The sequence below is a fragment of the Anaerocolumna sp. MB42-C2 genome, from assembly GCF_030913705.1.
Classification (GTDB): Bacteria; Bacillota; Clostridia; order Lachnospirales; family Lachnospiraceae; genus Anaerocolumna.
The window spans coordinates 4,977,936-4,995,774 of record NZ_CP133190.1 but is presented as its reverse complement, the minus strand read 5'-3'; the positions used below and the strand labels follow the sequence as shown (position 1 = coordinate 4,995,774).

General features: G+C 36.8%; 14 protein-coding genes. 6 read left to right on the top strand and 8 right to left on the bottom strand.

Annotated elements, in window-relative coordinates:
* Positions 1–158 precede the first annotated feature (158 nt).
* From RBU59_RS22105 to RBU59_RS22095, 3 genes are read right to left on the bottom strand one after another with little or no spacing between them, the layout of a single operon-like run.
* Entirely contained in the window at positions 159–1,775 is a 1,617-nt protein-coding gene (locus tag RBU59_RS22105; RefSeq protein WP_308144642.1) for an ABC transporter ATP-binding protein, read from the bottom strand.
* Positions 1,769–3,415 (bottom strand): ATP-binding cassette domain-containing protein, encoded by a 1,647-nt coding sequence (locus RBU59_RS22100; protein WP_308144641.1) that lies wholly within the window; start codon positions 3,413–3,415, stop codon positions 1,769–1,771. Before RBU59_RS22100 ends, RBU59_RS22105 begins: the two co-directional genes overlap by 7 nt.
* A gap of 32 nt (positions 3,416–3,447) precedes the next feature.
* Complete coding sequence (locus tag RBU59_RS22095) at positions 3,448–4,284, bottom strand: helix-turn-helix domain-containing protein (RefSeq protein WP_308144640.1); 837 nt, start codon at positions 4,282–4,284, stop codon at positions 3,448–3,450.
* Between the two features lie 252 nt (positions 4,285–4,536).
* On the opposite strand from RBU59_RS22095, the gene RBU59_RS22090 reads away from it, so the two are divergent.
* Together RBU59_RS22090 and RBU59_RS22085 are read left to right on the top strand one after the other, a co-directional pair.
* Positions 4,537–5,523, top strand: a complete 987-nt coding sequence (locus RBU59_RS22090; RefSeq protein WP_308144639.1) for a GIY-YIG nuclease family protein — start codon at positions 4,537–4,539, stop codon at positions 5,521–5,523.
* 73 nt (positions 5,524–5,596) lie between these two features.
* On the top strand, positions 5,597–6,235 hold the full coding sequence (locus RBU59_RS22085; RefSeq protein ID WP_308144638.1) for an SIMPL domain-containing protein: 639 nt from the start codon (positions 5,597–5,599) through the stop codon (positions 6,233–6,235).
* Between the two features lie 114 nt (positions 6,236–6,349).
* Here the strand turns inward: RBU59_RS22085 and RBU59_RS22080 are convergent, their stop codons facing one another.
* The 4 genes from RBU59_RS22080 to RBU59_RS22065 all read right to left on the bottom strand — a co-directional run bounded on the left by RBU59_RS22080 (position 6,350) and on the right by RBU59_RS22065 (position 11,121).
* A complete protein-coding gene (locus tag RBU59_RS22080; RefSeq protein WP_308144637.1) occupies positions 6,350–7,360 on the bottom strand; it encodes a hydroxyacid dehydrogenase in 1,011 nt (336 codons plus the stop codon).
* 11 nt (positions 7,361–7,371) lie between these two features.
* Positions 7,372–8,298, bottom strand: coding sequence for a carbohydrate ABC transporter permease (locus RBU59_RS22075; protein WP_308144636.1), 927 nt, complete (start codon positions 8,296–8,298; stop codon positions 7,372–7,374).
* A gap of 15 nt (positions 8,299–8,313) precedes the next feature.
* Entirely contained in the window at positions 8,314–9,273 is a 960-nt protein-coding gene (locus RBU59_RS22070; protein WP_308144635.1) for an ABC transporter permease, read from the bottom strand.
* Between the two features lie 135 nt (positions 9,274–9,408).
* Complete coding sequence (locus RBU59_RS22065) at positions 9,409–11,121, bottom strand: extracellular solute-binding protein (protein ID WP_308144634.1); 1,713 nt, start codon at positions 11,119–11,121, stop codon at positions 9,409–9,411.
* Between the two features lie 209 nt (positions 11,122–11,330).
* On the opposite strand from RBU59_RS22065, the gene RBU59_RS22060 reads away from it, so the two are divergent.
* A complete protein-coding gene (locus RBU59_RS22060) occupies positions 11,331–13,619 on the top strand; it encodes a helix-turn-helix domain-containing protein (protein ID WP_308144633.1) in 2,289 nt (762 codons plus the stop codon).
* Between the two features lie 13 nt (positions 13,620–13,632).
* Positions 13,633–14,487: an AraC family transcriptional regulator gene (locus RBU59_RS22055; RefSeq protein ID WP_308144632.1), complete on the top strand. Its 855-nt coding sequence runs from the start codon at positions 13,633–13,635 to the stop codon at positions 14,485–14,487.
* Here RBU59_RS22055 and RBU59_RS22050 read toward each other — a convergent pair.
* Entirely contained in the window at positions 14,468–15,208 is a 741-nt protein-coding gene (locus RBU59_RS22050) for a sugar phosphate isomerase/epimerase family protein (RefSeq protein WP_308144631.1), read from the bottom strand. The genes RBU59_RS22055 and RBU59_RS22050 overlap by 20 nt on opposite strands.
* A gap of 351 nt (positions 15,209–15,559) precedes the next feature.
* Here RBU59_RS22050 and RBU59_RS22045 point away from each other — a divergent pair, with 351 nt between their 5' ends.
* Complete coding sequence (locus RBU59_RS22045) at positions 15,560–16,900, top strand: oxidoreductase (protein ID WP_308144630.1); 1,341 nt, start codon at positions 15,560–15,562, stop codon at positions 16,898–16,900.
* A 68-nt stretch (positions 16,901–16,968) separates the two neighbouring features.
* Positions 16,969–17,745 carry a 3-ketoacyl-ACP reductase gene (locus tag RBU59_RS22040; RefSeq protein WP_308144629.1) on the top strand — a complete coding sequence of 259 codons (777 nt, stop codon included), beginning with the start codon at positions 16,969–16,971 and terminating at the stop codon, positions 17,743–17,745.
* Positions 17,746–17,839: the final 94 nt, after the last annotated feature.

The following is a 17,839-nucleotide window of genomic DNA, read 5'->3' as shown; positions in this document are numbered from 1 at the left end:
GTTTAAACTTTTTGAGGACATTTTCAAAAACGGTTGACATCTATTTTTCTGTTAACTATCTTTAAATCTATTTTTCTGTTAACTATCTTTAAATTTCATATTTCTATTTTATAAATATATTTTTAATTATATGTATTAAGATAATAGCATCCCAGTTACTAATATGCTGTCTTTTTAACAGTGATCACCCTGTCATATTTAGCTTTTGTATCTTTAAAGATTACATGACTTACATTAATAACCGTAATGTCTTTTAAGTTCAGAATCGTATTTTCGATTTCCCTTGCTCTATCCATATCCAGAGAGGCAAATGCTTCATCCATAAACAGAATACTTGCTTTATTTAATAAAGCTCTTGCAATAACGATTCGGCTTCTCTCACCTCCGGATATATTTCTTCCGTTATCATAAATAATCGTATTCATTCCCTCCGGGAGATCAGAAATAAAATCGTCAAGACCGGAAGCAGTGACAGCCGCACTGATTTCATCCTCCGAATAATCCTTATACAAAGTTATGTTATTTTTAATCGTATCTTCAAAGATAAATACCTGCTGTTCAATATTGGCGACCAGAGAATAATACTGCTCTTTCTTAATATCTTTCATATTAAATCCATCAATAAATATCTCCCCCCAGGTAGGATAAAAATATTTACGGAAAAGCTTTAATAAAGTGGATTTTCCTCCCCCGCTTGGTCCCACAATCAGATACTTACCGTTCTTTTTAAATTCTAAGTTTATATCTGATAAAATGATTCTCTCATCATCTTCATAATGAAATCCCACATTCTGAAATTCGATATTCTTTTTAAATTCCGCAAGTTCTACCGTTTCCTCATGGGTATTGGTATTCTTTAATGTATCTTCCATTTTCTTAATCAGATTTCCCGAGGTAAATAATTTCGGAAGGCTTTCACTTATTTCAAACAATGGCCAGGCCATACGTCCCAAGCCTTCCACTACCAATAAAACTCCTCCGGGGGTTATATCACCCTTTACTGCGTAATACCCGATAATGCAAATAACTCCGTATAAAGAACCGATCATTACAAAATTCTCTGTACTGTTTATATAAGATACCATACGTTCAATCAAAAAACCTTTATGCTGAATTTCATCACTTTTCTTATAATAATCTTCCGTTACTTTATCCTGCAGATTATAATTTTTCACTATATGAAACGCCGACAATACCTCTTTGATATAAGAGGTATACCCATCAAACATATCACTTCTTTCTTTATATGCCTTTTTAATTGGTCTTGCAGTTATAACAGAAATCAATAGGTTTATACCAATTATAATAATAGATAAAAAAATCATGGACGGGTCCACGGTAGATATAAGCCAGATACCAACCAGAAAACTTACCGTACCGTTACCTACCGTATAAATACCTGTAATCAGATTATTTTCCAGGGTATTAAAATCATTGGTCATACTGGACAAATACTTTGCATTGTTTTCTTTTTGGAATTCCGCTATATCTTTATGAAATACCTTTGTCACATAATATTTTTTCAGTAATACATTTGCTTTCTTTTTATATAAATTATTGGTTAATGCGACGATTATACCAAGGGGTACTAAAGCCGCAGCGTTTAATAAAAGCACAGGTGCTATCGCTTTTATGGTACTAACATCCCCCTTTAAGGCATAATCCAAAGTTAACATCATTTTTCTTGAGACCTGCCCGTCTAAAATAGCCGCTACTATTGCAAAACCCATTGCAAGGATAAAATAAGGCAAAACCTGAATCAATTTTTTTACCATGTTATCACCTCATCAAAATACTCTTTCGCAGGATACCTGTTAACCAGACCATTCTTTAACTCAATAACATAATCATAACGGTCGGTCACCCCCTCGTAAAACCGATGGCTTATTGCAATCACTGTATTATTTAAAGATAAGAATACTCTCTCTATTTCCCTGCCGAGTTCTACATTTAAACTGGAGGTTCCCTCATCTACAAATAATATCTCCGCATTTTTGGCAATAGCCCTGGCAATGGAAATTCTCTGGCGCTGCCCTCCGGATAAATTCTTACCGTTTTCGGTTATTCTTTCATCAATGCCGCCTCTCTCCTCAATCATAGTCGTTAGCCCGCATACCTTTATAGCATATTGAATCTGTTCTTCCGGAATATCTTTATATAGAGTAATGTTATTTCTAATAGTATCCTCGAATAAAAATACATCCTGATAAATAAATGCTACTTTATTATGAAAAGATTTTTCTTCAATCTCCCGATAATCTACTCTGTCTACAGATATCGTTCCCTCATAATCATCATTTGCCATGGCAAGCAGGTTCATCAACGTAGATTTTCCGGCACCGCTGACACCTTTTATTAAGTATTTTTTCCCTTTTTCTATGGTAAAAGAAGCATTCTGTAAAATGGGCTTCTTCTCATAAGAGAAGTTAACCCCGTTTACCTGTATCTGATCTTTAAAATCAAAACTTTTATTGCTGTTATGCCTGTTTTCCGCATAACTTTCGGATTTTGCAATCTTTTCATAAATGCTTAAGGATGCCCTCACCTGATTCCGCATAGGAAACGCACTGATTAAGAAATTGCTGATCGAACTGCATAACTGAAAAGTCAATCCGGCTTTCGCCAGGGATAGACCCTCCTGAAACTCATATGCCAGATAGATCATAACCACAACGGATACTACAAAGCCCAGAATTCGTATAACATTTCTCTGGAGCTCATTAAAAACATTGGCAGCATATTTTTTCTGTTCAGCCCTGTTTATAGTGACAAGACTTTTCGCCAAAAACTTATCTTCGATATTATTTAACTTTAATATCTCGATACCATTAAACGTATTGGACATATCCGTAGTAAACCGCTCATTATATTCGGATACGGATTGTTCCAGAGCTGTCATTTTCTTAGTAAACATATGGGCTAATAAAAATAATACCAAGGAAAACAGAAACATTCCCGCTGCCAGTTTTAAGTCCAATAAAATTAAAAACAATAAAGAAAACAAATACATTCCCATATTGATTAAATAATTTAATAAGCTGATAAAGAATTTATTCTCAAACGTATTAACATCATTTATTAAGTTCGATATGTATATTTCCTTAGATTTTTGGGAGAACTGTTTAAATGAAAGATTAATAATTTTATCGAAGGCTTGTTTTCTTACGTCTAAAATCGTATCTCTCATATAACGTATCCGCAGCATTCTAGATAATAAAAAGTTTAATGGTGTATAGATGATAAACACTGCTGTTATAATAACTACCGTTTTATAGTATTTTACATCACCCTTTTGAATTGCACCTAAGATTAAGGCAAAAATACCCATCTGGGCAAAATGATCGATGATAAACAAAAAGGTGGCAAAAAGGTATTGTATAAATTTAGCTTTTCTCCTTAATAATAATTCTCTCATATTATAATCCCCTTAATTTCAATTATATTAATTTAAAGAAAAGGTGCCAGACCTTTAATGGCATTAAAACCATACTTTTTTATTAGTTTATCAGCCAGCTTATGTAAGGTATTTTCTTCCAAAAATGGATAAAGACCCGTACATTCCTCTATCGTTCCATTGTCTAAGGCGCTCATAACAACCTTGTCCAAAGTTTCTTCACTTAAATAAGGTGCCAAACCAACGATGTCTTTCATCTTCCCGTTACCTGCTTTTACTGTTTTAATCACTAATTTATCCAAAGTTTCCTCGCTTAAATGTGGTGCCAAACCAACTATTTGGGATATATTTACTTCTTCAGTGATCTTTTCTGCCAGACAGACTAAGAGATCTTCCTCTAAATAAGGAGCGAGTTTAACTAAATCGTTAATATTGTTAACAACATCAATTTTTTTCACCCAATGCTCTAAGAAGTCTTCACTGACAAAAGGTGCAATACTTAATAAATCTTTTGTATTAAGAAGTTCTTCGTTATCACGGATTACCGTATCCATAAGACTTTCTGTCTGGCTCGGTTTTAATACAGGTGCTGCAGCAGCCAGAGTTTCCACTGATACTCTCTCTTCTTTTACAAACTGGGCTGCATCTCCCTTTATAACATGCTCCACCAATACACTTTCTTTTTTTTCAGATAAAAGACTGTCTATACTACACCCTAATAATTCCACCAGTTCCGGTAATTTCGAAATATCCGGCATGGAATTTCCTCTCTCCCAGTTACTGACAGCCTGATAACTGACGCTTAATCTATCTGCCAATTCCATTTGAGTCATATTTTTTTCTTTACGAAGCCGTGCTATCTTTTTTCCCACATTACTGGTATTAAACATATAAGTCTCTCCTTTATTTTCTTATTTTTAATATTCATTTGCGAGTAACCTGCCAAGTTTACCGGTAACTTGTGTTTTTATTTTAGCATTATTTGGCAAAATGAAAAGCAATCAATGCTTGAATGATGAACTCAAGTATTGCTTTAAATTTAATTTTTTGTTACTGTTATTCCCATATTGTAACTTTATGGATTTCATTATAATATAGAATTAAAGAAATTAGAAGAAATAATATGGAAAAAGGTGACAATATTGCCAGATATCACAAATGAATTAAAAGAAAAACTAAATAACCTTCCTGCACTTCCGGGTATATATAAATTTTACGATGGAAGCGGTAATATTATATACATAGGTAAAAGTAAGTGTTTAAAAAACAGGGTTAGATCTTATTTTATGAAATCGCCCAAATGGGAAAAAGTAAAAAAAATGATTTGCTTTATTCAGGATGTGGAATATATCGTTACCGATACCCACTTAGAAGCCAGACTACTGGAATGTGAATTGATTAAAACCATAAAACCTTACTTTAATGCACAAATGAAAAATGACCAGAGATATGTTTACTTAAAAGTTGCAGAAAATAACTCTTACAATCCGTTAACTGTAGTAGCTGAACGAAAAGAAGCTTCCTTCGGCCCCTTTCGCAGCAGATATACCTTATTGGATATTATTAATTCGTTTAAAAATATATATCCTATAAAAAAAAGCAGTCAAACTTATTTATTTGATTATCATTTAATTCCGCTTTCTCTAACCATAGACGAATTTGAAGAAAATAGAAAGAATCTACTTGATTTGTTAACTGATTCTCTCAAGTTTGACTTATTTCTTTCAGAATTGGAATTAAAAATGACGGAAGCAGCCTCATTTTTCAAATATGAAACAGCTTCCATGTACCGGGATATTATTAATGGTCTAAAATACATAAAACACGGTATCAGTGCTTATGAAAATCTGTTAAACAGAAATATCCTTTTAAAAATTCCATATCCCGGGGGGATTAAATTATTTTATATATCCAATGGATTTATTCTGTATAAAGAAACGTTTACCATTGTTAAGGCTAAAGATATAAGGGCATTTATCCAAAAAGGAATATACCGCATGAATATAAGCGGTACGCATTTAAACAGCAATATTGATTTAGAAATTACCGAAAAGAAACAGATTGATTTCCGTGATATCTTATGTTCGGAGATTTTGGCTTTACCGGAGGATATGGTTATACTGTTATAAAATTTATAAATATAACATTTAACCGTAATCCTGTTTCATATACTTATATAAGCATATTTTTAGAGGATCCTTTATGTCTAGATTTAATACAGAAAGTCATCTGAGATATAAAACCATGACATTAACCGGCCAGGGTGAGATTACCGCTGTACCGGATATTGCAGTGATCCGTCTTGGAGTAGAAACAACCGGCGATAACTTAATGGCAATCCAGGCGGAGAATGCACAGTTAAGCCAATCCGTTCTCCACGTTTTAAAACGGCTTGGAATTGCAGACCTAAAAACATATCAATATGTTATTGAAAAACGGTATGATTATGAAAATGGTACGCAAGTTGATAAAGGTTATGCCGTCCGTAATATTCTGGAAATCAGACTTGATAATATGGAACAGGTAGGAATGGTAATTGATACTGCCGTAGCCAATGGAGCCAATATTGTAGAATTTATCTCTTTTGAGGTCTCGGAGTTAGGAGCTTATTACCAGCAGGCACTGAACCTGGCTGTAATGAGTGCCATGGATAAAGCCAAATCGTTAGCTGAACTATTAGGGCTTCCTCTGAATCCTTTTCCGGTACATATTATTGAAAACAGTACTCCGCCAATACCCTACTCCCAAAACACTCTCTCCCGGGAACGTACTTTTGTAACACCGATCGAACCCGGTAATAAACTCATAGAAGCTTTTGTAACGATTGATTTTAATTACTGACTTAAAGCTTTACCGCTAAACTTATTACTTGATAAAATCAGTATAAAATAAAGAGGAACGAACTGATTTTATCAAGTAAACATCCTTTTAAAAGTAACTTCGCTTAAAGCATAATTATGCCATGGTTTCTAACATAGTAACAGTAACCTCATATTGTAGATTACGTGCTTCCGAAAACGCCAGAAATTCTTCGTACATACAATTACCCATTCTCTCTACCTCATCACCGGAGGAGCCTGCAATATGTGGTGATAGAAATACATTATCCATGCTATAAAGCTCATCAAAAGCAATTGGCGGTTCAGGGAAGGTTACATCCAGAAGAGCTGTACGATTCGGTTTTTCTTTCATCGCCTGTATTAAACCGGCTTCCACCACTTGTGCTCCACGTCCTGTATTAATAAAGGTTCCATTATCTTTCATCATGGAAAACAGTTTATAATCCAGAATTCCGACCGTGTCGCTGTTATTGGCAAGATGATTGGTAATCACCGGGCATTCTTTAAAGATTTCTGTCAGATCCATTAATTTAACACCTAAAATATCCGCCTCTTCTTTGCTTAAAAATGGATCAAATACATAAATCTGATAGTGATACGGCTTTATCAGCTTTATTACTTCTTTGCCGATTCTACCTGCACCCAGAATTCCTATTTTGCCGCCATAGTTTCCCGGAAAACTGTTACAATATTCATTTGCAGCCTGCCATCCTTTGCTTTTATATTTAACTATTCCCTGATAATAACCTTTGTTGGCAAGGAGAATCTGCGCGGAAGTAAATTCGGCAACGGGAATGGCATTGATTGCAGCAGCACAAAATACCCTGATGCCGCACTCAAAGAAAGGCCTGGCAAACCCTTGAACAGAACCTGCCGCATAAAATACAGCCCTTAAAGCAGGAAAATATTCCTTTATTTCTTTTTCATCAAAGCAAGGCATTCCCCAGGTAGAAAAGAGATATTCTACTGACTCCAGGTCCTTTTTATGAGTCTTGAAATTTCCATATGTAATTATTGAATCTAAAAAATTTAATTTACTATCCAGCTTCTCTCTGGTCTTTGCGTTATAAACTCTCTTTAACTGGTAACCATCCTTTTCTCCTGCAAAAACAGCATTAAACATCATGTTTCACCTCATTATCCTTTTATTGAACCTATCATAACACCTTTCACGAAATATTTCTGCACCAATGGATACAAACACATAATAGGTACTGTGGACACTATGATAAGGGAATACTTTAACAGTTCGGCCATTCCCTGTTTTGCCGCCGCCACTTCGGGATCCACCACCAGATTGGTATCTATGGAATTGGCAATAAGAATCTGTTTCAATACAATCTGAAGCGGGAACTTATCTTTGGTATTTAAATAAAGGAATCCGTTAAAATAGGAATTCCAATGGCCGATTGCATAAAATAAAACCAGTACTGCAATCAGTGCTTTCGAAAGAGGCAGGAGGATACTGAAAAAATATCTTGTATCGCTGCATCCGTCTATCCTGGAGGCCTCCAATAGCTCGTCAGGAATGCTGGACTGGATAAACGTCCTTGCAATTATCATATTATAAACAGAAAGTGCTCCAGGAAGTACCATTGCCCACAAACTGTCAATCAAATGAAGATTTTTAATCTGCATATACAGCGGAACCATACCTCCTCTGAAAATCATGGTAAAAGCAAAGAGGAACATAAAAAATTGACGTCCCGGAAGATCTTTTCTGGACAATGGATAAGCTAAAATCATCGTGATTCCAATATTGATAAATGTTCCCAGAACCGTATAAATAATGGTATTCCGATATCCTGTAAATACATCCGGATTTTTAAAAACAGCTAAATATCCCTCAAGGCTAAAATCCACCGGAAACAGCAAGACCTGACCGGAACTTACGGCATAGGGTGAAGAGAAAGAAGCCGAAACGATATAAATCAAGGGATATAATACAATAATCAATAACAATACCAGAAAGATATATATAATTGTATAATAAATTTTGTCATCTGGCGATAGTCTTATTTTACTTTTTCTTCTATTTTTATAAAATAATGTCTGTGTTTTCAAACCTAAAACTCCTTTCTAGAACAGGCTATTGCCGCCAAGCTTTTTACTGATGAAATTAACAACGGTTATTAATACCATATTGATACTGGAATTAAAAAAATCAATAGCTGTTGCATAGGAAAAGTCGTTGGTTGAACTTGCGATACCGACTTTATATACATAGGTCGATATCACCTCACTGGCAGAAAGATTCAAAGGATTCTGCATAAGATAAGCTTTATCGAAGCCGATATTCATGATCTGTCCGGCATTTAAAATAAGCATAATTGCGGCTGTCGGCAATATAGTGGGTAAATCAACATGAATGACCCGTTTAAAACGGCTGGCACCATCCACTTCCGCTGCTTCGTGGAGTTCTGGATCTACTCCGGAGAGTGCTGCAATATAAATAATAGAATTATACCCTATGGATTGCCATACGCCGGACAATACGTAAATGTGCGGAAAAGCGCTGGGATTGGACATCATATCCGGTGCTTCGTTGCCGCTTATAAAGCTGTATATATTTGCAATCATACCGATACGCGGGTTGAGCATCTGGGTCAGTATACCAACCATAACTACAAGGGAAATAAAATAAGGCAGATAAGTAACTGTCTGAATAAATTTCTTATACCGCTCACTTCGAATTGAATTAAGTACCAGAGCTAAAATAATTGGCAGGGGGAATCCCGCCAGAAGTCCGTAGAAGGATAAGGTCAGCGTATTTTTAATAACCCTGACAAATTGATAAGAAGTAAAAAACTTAATAAACTGATCAAATCCCACCCAGGGACTGCCCCATATACCGAGCCTTGCATTAAATTTCTTAAAAGCAAGCTGTATTCCTAACATAGGTACATAATTAAATAAAATAATATAAATGACAGGAATTATAAGAAACACATAAAGCTGCCATCTCCCCAATATTCTTTTTGTTAAGTTATTTTTGCTATGAACAGGATTTCGTGCTGAATCTATGCTTATATTTTTCATTCATTGCATATCCTTTCGTAATATCATGTATTTATGTTAATTGCTAAATCCTATCGTTCCCAGAATATACCCTGCAATCAATAAAAATTCCTGAGCTTTTTTGACTGCAGGGCATTTTGTATGGAAAATCATTTATTACTTATTTGACAACATCCTGTCATATGCTTTCTGGGAGACCTCCAGGTATTTCTGTAAGCCGATATCGTTTAGTTCCTGTATGTATTTATCCCAATCGGACAGCGGCCTTGTGCCCGTAATGAAAGCGGCGGCGGCTTCGTCCCTATAAGTACCCAGTGTAGATTTTATATCTGCTATCTCATCCGCTTCCTCCGGCAGGTAAAGTATTCTTTGTACTGTTTCATCCGGTATTTTATTGATATATTCCGGTACGGCCTGGGAAGTCATATATTGTGAATCATATGGATTGCCATTCCATACCTGGCCGCAGATCATATCATATGTTCTTGCTGTCGGATGTACTTCACCCCATTGATGATTCTGTAAAGTACCCCAGATAGGATTGATATATTCTACCTTTTTCTCATAACCCAAGGATTCATAAAGGCCGGGTTTTGATGGGTCCGGATCTTTCCAGTCCACATCCTTAATTCCAAACCTTCCCTGATAAATCATATCCGTCTGGTACATATAATCAAAAACCATGTAGGCAGCAGCCGGGTCTTTGCAATCTTTTGTTATAAAACCGGCATATGTAGGAATACCGCTGGCATTATAACTTGTGTAGCAGACACCATCCGGGCCGGTTAACGGAGCTAAATGGCTCATATCTTCTTTTCTCTTTGAATCCACCTGGTAAACAGACATGGAACCGGCCGTCATGGCACCCACAAGCTGTATATCCTTATTCTCAATGATTTGTTTAAACTGGTTCTGATCCTGTGTAAATGTTAAAGGAGAAAGCAGTCCCTCATCACTTAATTTATGCATATATTTAAGGCCATCTCTCCAGGCATCTTGTGTGTAGGCTACCTGCAGTTTACCTTTCTCAACCTGCATATAATCGTAATTCTTATTGGAATAAGTAAAAGCATTCATTAGGACAGGCCAGATATTCTGGTTCCATCCGTCTTTATCACCCAATAAAGGAATCTCATCGGCCTTCCCGTTACCGTTAGGATCATCATCCCTGAAGTGTTTTAAAACTTCATAATATTCATCCGTGGTTACAGGTTTTTTAAGTCCCAATTTATCCAGCCAGGTTTTATTTATCCACAATCTGTTATCCCAGTCATTGCCCAAATCTTCTACTATTCTGGGGAATGCATACATATTTCCGTCCGGTGAATTGATATACTGTTTATATTTCTGCCCGTCTTCACTCTCCAGATATTTCTTTAAATAGACAGAGATCTGATCCGTCATCTCATTTAAAGGGAGCAGGTATCCCTGGGAACCATAAGTGTAAGTCTGAAGATCTGTAAGTCCTCTGCAGATCATATCCGGCAATTCACTGTCGGATGCGATCATAACTGCAAGTTTTTGGTCCCCCTCTGTCCCTGCCGGAAGAAATTCAAAATTTAAATCCACATTCACGGCCTCTTCCAGTTTTTTCGTATAATCATTGGTTTCAAAGTCCTCAATATTGGTATCCTGATTCAGTAAAATCTTTAGAGTTACCTTATTTTTTAAAATAGGAACCGTACCCTTAGCATTCATGTTACCGGTATCAATACTGACTGCCTCTTTTTCTCTCACAGATCCCCCTGCTTTATTATCCCCCGCTGACTGTGTGGCTTTGGTTGAACCGCATCCCGGCAGCATTAGCATAGAGGATATAAGCAGGAAGCAAACCGCCTTTCTTTTCAATGCTTTTCGTGTTTTCTTCATTTCATAAAACTCCTTTCAAAAATGTTGTGATGTGACAGTTCCATGGTATTATAATTTGAAAAAGCTGTAAATTTGATTATCAGAAAAACATTGGAATACAGTTAGAGATTTCATTGGATATTAGAGAAATTGTTTGAAAATCATTGTCATGTCTCACGTATTATTATATAATATGCCATAAACTATTGAGCTTTTATGGGGGAGAAATCATGAAATTATGTTTATTTTCACGAGATGTCAAAGGAAAGAGTAATCACAAAAGATTCTTTCGGTACCTGTCTAAATATTTAATATTTTCCTGTGTAATATCTTTGGCTTTTATCCCTATCTATGCTGTTGCATTGAATTCAACTAAAGAAAATGCAATTCATGAAGCATACAGAGGATTTGAAACCGGGCTCACCAGAACAAACGGAATATTAAATAATCTGGTTAATATTGCGGATGCAATCTCCCGCGAACAAGATACTGCTAGGCTTTCTATAATACAGGGGTCAATGGGGCCTAGAGATTACATGTCACTGATGAAAGCACAGAATTTTATGGTAAATGTATTATCCTCTGACAATATGGTAAAAAACGCTTATACCCTGTTTAAGAATAATAACCTATTTCTCTCCAAGTCGTTAACAAGTGCAGACAGATCGCAGATATACAATGACTATTATAAAATAGAGGGGATTTCTGAAAAAAAATGGATTGAAATGGTTTTTAACACTCAAAAGCCTTTTAAATTTATACATAATGGTCAGGCTAACTGGACTTTTGTACCCCGTACCAACCAGGCAATGCAAAATACGATCCATATCGCAGTGCCGTCCCTGAGCCAGGCAACTTTTAAAGTAACAAGTGTAACTGTATTTATGTTGGCTTATGACGACTTCTTTTTAAACTTCGGTACGAATGAACTAATAGATAATAGTTTTATCTATCTCACGGACCGAAGTGGTATGATTGCCCTTAATAAAAATTATTCCGGCAAAGCCCTTACTCTTCCTCAGGATATTAATACACTAACGGTAAACGGCAAATCTTATACAGTTATGAAAGCAGAGAATACAGAGAATGGGATAAGAGCCGTTATTGGTATTCCTGATAGTTATTTTAAGGAGAAAGTAAGCTCCGTATACTACTTTATTGTTTTATACTCTGTACTTATTCTTGTAATTTGTATTTTGGCCTCCATAGTACTGGCTTATTATCAATACTTTCCGGTTAAAAAGATGATAGAATCCATACAGAAAGTTATAACCTTTCCCACCGGTGAACGAAATGAATACCGCTATATTTCTGAAATCATATTATCTTTAGACAACAAAAGCAAACGTTACGAAGAAGAATTAAGACTTATGAGTAATTCTATATACAATAATCTCCTGGACCGGATGTTAAACGGTAAAATCCTTACCCGTGAAGATGAAGAAAAATGTAAAGCTGTGTTTCAGTTTAACAGTGATTATTTTCTGGTATGTCTTCTTAAAATCGAACAAGCCCCACAGTCAGGTAAGGAACTGGATACCACTACTAAGATAAATGCACTGTTGCGTGAGCTTCTATCAAAAGAGATCAATTTTCCCATGTATTTTTACAGTGGGGAAATTCCTAAAATAAGTATTATTTTCAATCTCCCCGAAGAAAGCAGAAGCGATCCCGGAGCTTTCTCCCAATATTTTAATAAAGTGACCGCTTCCATACAGGAATCCTGCGGTGTAGAAATCATAACCGGAATCGGAACCATAGCTTACGGAATAAAACAAGTTGTTGTTAGCAGCACCAATGCACAGGATGCCTTACGACTGTCCCATATAAAAGAACCGGTACATACCTGGTTTGACAGGAAAAAGAACCGTAACAATATGTTTTTAGGAAATAAAACCGCACAGAGATTGTACGAGATTTTGTTGATTGGAGATCCGTTATATGTAGAAGAAGACTTTAATCTGCTTATAAGAAACCTCTCTAAGCCCTGTCTCCTAACAGAAACTGATATCTGCCAATCCTTTTATGTAATGCGTAACACACTGGAAAGCGCCTCCTATGATATACTGAATGCAGATGAGGTTATTGAACTGCCTGAGTATTCCAAAGATATGGGTGTTGTGGAACTGTTTTCTTCCTTTTATAAGCCTTGTATTGATTTATGCAGTCATAAAACGACGCATCAATGTGAAGAAGATTTGAAACAGAAAGAGGAAATAATCAATTTTATTAAAAACAATTACACCGACAGTAAACTATGCGCTATGACAATCGGTGATAAATTTTATATATCTGAGAAATATGTATTTACTATCATAAAAAGTCTTACGGGTAAAAGTCTTGGTGAATTCATTGAACAGCTCCGTTTTGCAAAAGTTGAGGAACTCTTGCGAAGCAGCGTGGATATTAACGAAATTCCTGCTCTGGTTGGGTTTAATTCCGTTAATACTTTCTACAAAGCCTTTAAAAGAAAATATGGGGTTTCTCCTGGAAAATGGCGGAGCCAATTTACAATATGAGGTGAAATAAAATATGGAAGAAATCAAACACTTAAAATCTTTAACATCAGTTGATGCCTATTATGAGAAAAGTTTTAACAGAGGTCGTCTAGGTCATCATTTTCATTGTAATCATGAGCTGATTCTTGTAAGGAACGGAAGCGCTGAGTTTATAATCAATGGTGCAAAAAAAATTGCAGAAGCTAATTCTCTCGTTGTAATAAGCGATTTGGAAGAACATGAATTATCTATCAAAGAGGTGCCCTATTGTCGGTATGTCCTGAACATCACCGCGGAATTAAGTCTGCTTGTGATATCCGAACCAATCCTGCTTTCTTTATTAATGCAAAGGCCGGAAAAATTTGACCATGTGATTCCTCTGGAACAGGAGCTAGCCGACAAGCTTACCGTCTGTTTTGATAAAGCGGTTCTGGAATGTGCACAAAAAAAGGCTTTTTGGGAGATGCGGACAGCTATGTATACCGCTGAGATTCTGTTGGAATTATATCGAGGCAACAGTTCCGTTTTTCCTCATAAAAGAGATAAATTAACTGTTCAAATTGTACTTTCATTGCAGAAAGACATTGCACTGGATTATAAAAATAAGATTACCCTGGAAGAAATGGCCAAGAAATATTTTATCAGTAAGTATTACTTATCCCGTGTATTTAAAGAACTGACAGGCTATGGCTTTAAACAATATCTTACTTTATACCGTTTAAATGAAGCAAAAAAATTATTACGAAACACCGAACTTCCTATATCCGATGTCTGCAGCGGAGCAGGGTATCAGGATATCAATCACTTTATACGGATTTTCAGGGAGAACCAGGACTGTTCTCCCCTTCAATACAGGAAGAAATTTAAACTTAGGAAAGAAGTTCTATAAGTTCTTTTGCATCTTCCCTAAAATTATCTATCCTGTCATCCTTTACAAACTCCAGGATATAGGCACTGATATCCGGTTTCAGATCTGCTATACGGATATAATCAAGCCATTCGGAATGCCCCTCTATGAGGGGATAGCGGATATTATTGTCTTTCCAGTGAAATGTATGTATATTAGACAGGTATGGTTTTACCATAAGAAGTTCCCTTAAATTCTCCTTATGTGAGATATCTGGATTCGGCTGCCAATAGCAGCGAAGGTTTTTACAGGATGCAAGTTTAATAAGTTTTAATGTACTTTCGGCAGTTTCTGTGAGTGTATTCCGATGATATTCTAAACTTACCTGTATTCCGTAGTTTTGCGCCTTAGTACATAGCAAGCAAAGTTCTTTTTCCGCATTTAAATAGACTGTCCGGTCTGCATTCTTCGGTGAAAGTTCACCTGCCCAGATACGTATATTAGGTGCTCCCAATTCATAGGCAGTCTCAAGCACTTGAGTAAAATCCTCCTTCTGATTTAACCGGTAATAACTGCCGTAGGATAATACTTTTAATCCTGCCGACTGCGTCAAATAAGCTGCATTTCTCGCTGCCTCCCTGTCTCCCGCAGGCACATGGATATCTCCTCCCCACTCTATGCCATCAAGTCCGGACGCCGCCGCTAAGACAACAATTTCTTCTGCTTTTTTCTGGCGAAATGTTACTGATGTTAATCCTGTCATCTTTTTCTCTCTTTCTTTGCACATTTTGTGATTTTCTAACAGTTTTGGGTTCCTTAACAATGTCATACGTTTCTTGCTTACTTCATTTTATCACATTATTTACATGCTGGGATATTCTTACAAGGTATTGTGCAAAAAACGCATATTTTACCGCATGATTTCCGGATGTGAAACTTTATATGGATGTTATAATTATTATATGGTGCGAGTATCAAAAAGGTTTCACAAAATAATTTGTCAAGACTCTGGCAAAATCATACCAGCCGGCTTGATTTCCCCGCTATTTAGAGGCTGACTTGAAAGTTCAATCTCTATCATTATAAACAAAATAACATAAACGAGGTGATATAAGTGCAACATGAAAAATTTCACTACTCTTCCTTAAAAGAAGTAAAGGAAAAGGCAAAAGAGCTGAAAATAGATCTTCCTCTTTCTTCGAATACAGAAGTGTTAAATCAGCCTATTCATATTAATGGATACAAAATCAATAACCGTTTAGCAATACAACCTATGGAGGGCTGCGACGGAACCGCGGACGGACGGCCTGATACCCTTACCACTCGCCGTTATAAACGATTTGCGGAAAGCGGAGCTGGAATAATATGGGTGGAGGCAGTCGCAGTAGTCCCCGAAGGACGGGCAAATCCCAGACAGCTTATGCTCACTGAAAAAAATCGGGATTCTTTCAAATCCCTGATAGAAACTATACGGGAAACCTCCTTAAAAGAAAATGGTTTTGAACCGCTCTTAATCATGCAGGCAACCCATTCGGGAAGATATTCGAAACCAAACGGAACCCCATCCCCGGTGATAGCATACCAAAACCCGGTTCTTGAGAAAGAACACCCACTGGATGAATCCTGTATTGTATCGGATGATTATCTGAAAAATCTTACCGAACAATATGCGGCTTTTGCCAAGCTCGTCAAGGAGGTCGGGTTTGACGGAGTGGATATAAAAGCCTGCCACCGGTATCTTATCTCTGAATTACTGTCCGCTTATAATAGGGCAGGTAGTTACGGCGGAAGTTTTCTAAACCGTACCCGCCTCTTAAGAGAATCCATAGCGGCAGCAAAATCAGCAGTTTCTTCTTCATTTGTTGTAACCTCCCGTTTGAACATCTATGACGGTTTCCCTTATCCGTATGGCTTTGGTGTACAAAAAGACGGCGGTTTAATTCCTGATATGTCTGAATCTATGGAGTTGGTCAGACTTCTCTATGAGGAAAACGGTGTACAACTTCTTAATTTAACACTGGGGAATCCTTATGCTAACCCTCATGTAAACCGTCCTTTTGATGTCGGACCCTATGAACCGGAGGAGCATCCGCTTGAGGGAGTTGCAAGAATGTGCAGCTGTATAGGTGAAATAAAGCAATCTCTACCCCAGCTTACGGTTATCAGTTCCGGCACCTCTTATCTGAGACAATTTTCACTAAATCTAGCTGCGGGTATGTTAAAAACCGGCCAAGCCGATATTGCTGGTTTTGGCCGGGAGGCTTTCGCTTATCCCGATTTTGCTAAGGACATACTTAAGTACAGCCATTTAGACGGAAATAAATGCTGCATCACCTGCAGTAAATGTTCTCAGCTTATGCGGGCAGGCAGTACCGCAGGATGTGTTATTCGAGACAGTGAGGTTTATCTTCCGATTTATAAACGGGATGTAATGAAAATTGAAAAGGACCATTAAACCCTTTTAATTAAAACAAACGGTATAGAGTTGAAATAGAATTCAGAAAGGAATAAACAGGTATTAATATGATGGAAAAAGTAGCGGCAGTAACCGGTTCCCGCAGGGGTATCGGCCTTGCAATCGCAACTGCACTGGCCAGAAAAGGTTATCGGATAATCATATCGGGAACTGCAATGGAACAGGAAACTGAAGAAGTATTAGAAAGTTTACGTAAATTAGAAACCGAAGTAAGTTATATACGATGTGATATCAAAAGCAGCAGTGAACGGTTGCATTTTGTCCATACTATCCTGGATCGTTACGGACGTTTGGACGTGTTTGTTAATAATGCGGGCACCGCCCCTCGTAAACGTATGGATCTTCTTAAAACTACAGAAGAAAATTATGATTTTGTTATGGATACTAATTTAAAAGGTACCTTTTTTATGTGCCAGGCCGTTGCAAATGAAATGATTGAATTAAAAAAGAAAGAACTTATAAATTATACCCCCCGTATTATTAACATTGCATCCATTTCATCTTATACTTCTTCTACCAACCGGGGTGAATATTGCATAAGTAAAGCGGGAATCTCAATGGTGACATCTCTTTTCGCCGACCGGCTGGCAGAGTATGGTATTCCCGTGTTTGAAATCCGTCCCGGAATCATTCTGACCGATATGACTGCCGGAGTAAAAAGTAAATATGAAACTCTCATAGCAGATGGAATTACACCTATTAAGAGATTCGGTTTACCGCAAGATGTGGCCGATTGTGTTCTTGCAATTGAAAGCGGAAATCTTGATTTTGCAACCGGTCAGGTTCTGAATGCGGACGGCGGCTTCCACATACGCAGGCTTTGACTATACCAGAAGTCCAAAATATAATAACTGAAAGGAATGCCACATATTGATTCTTTCATACTTTTATTTGTGGCAGTAACACATCTGTAAACAG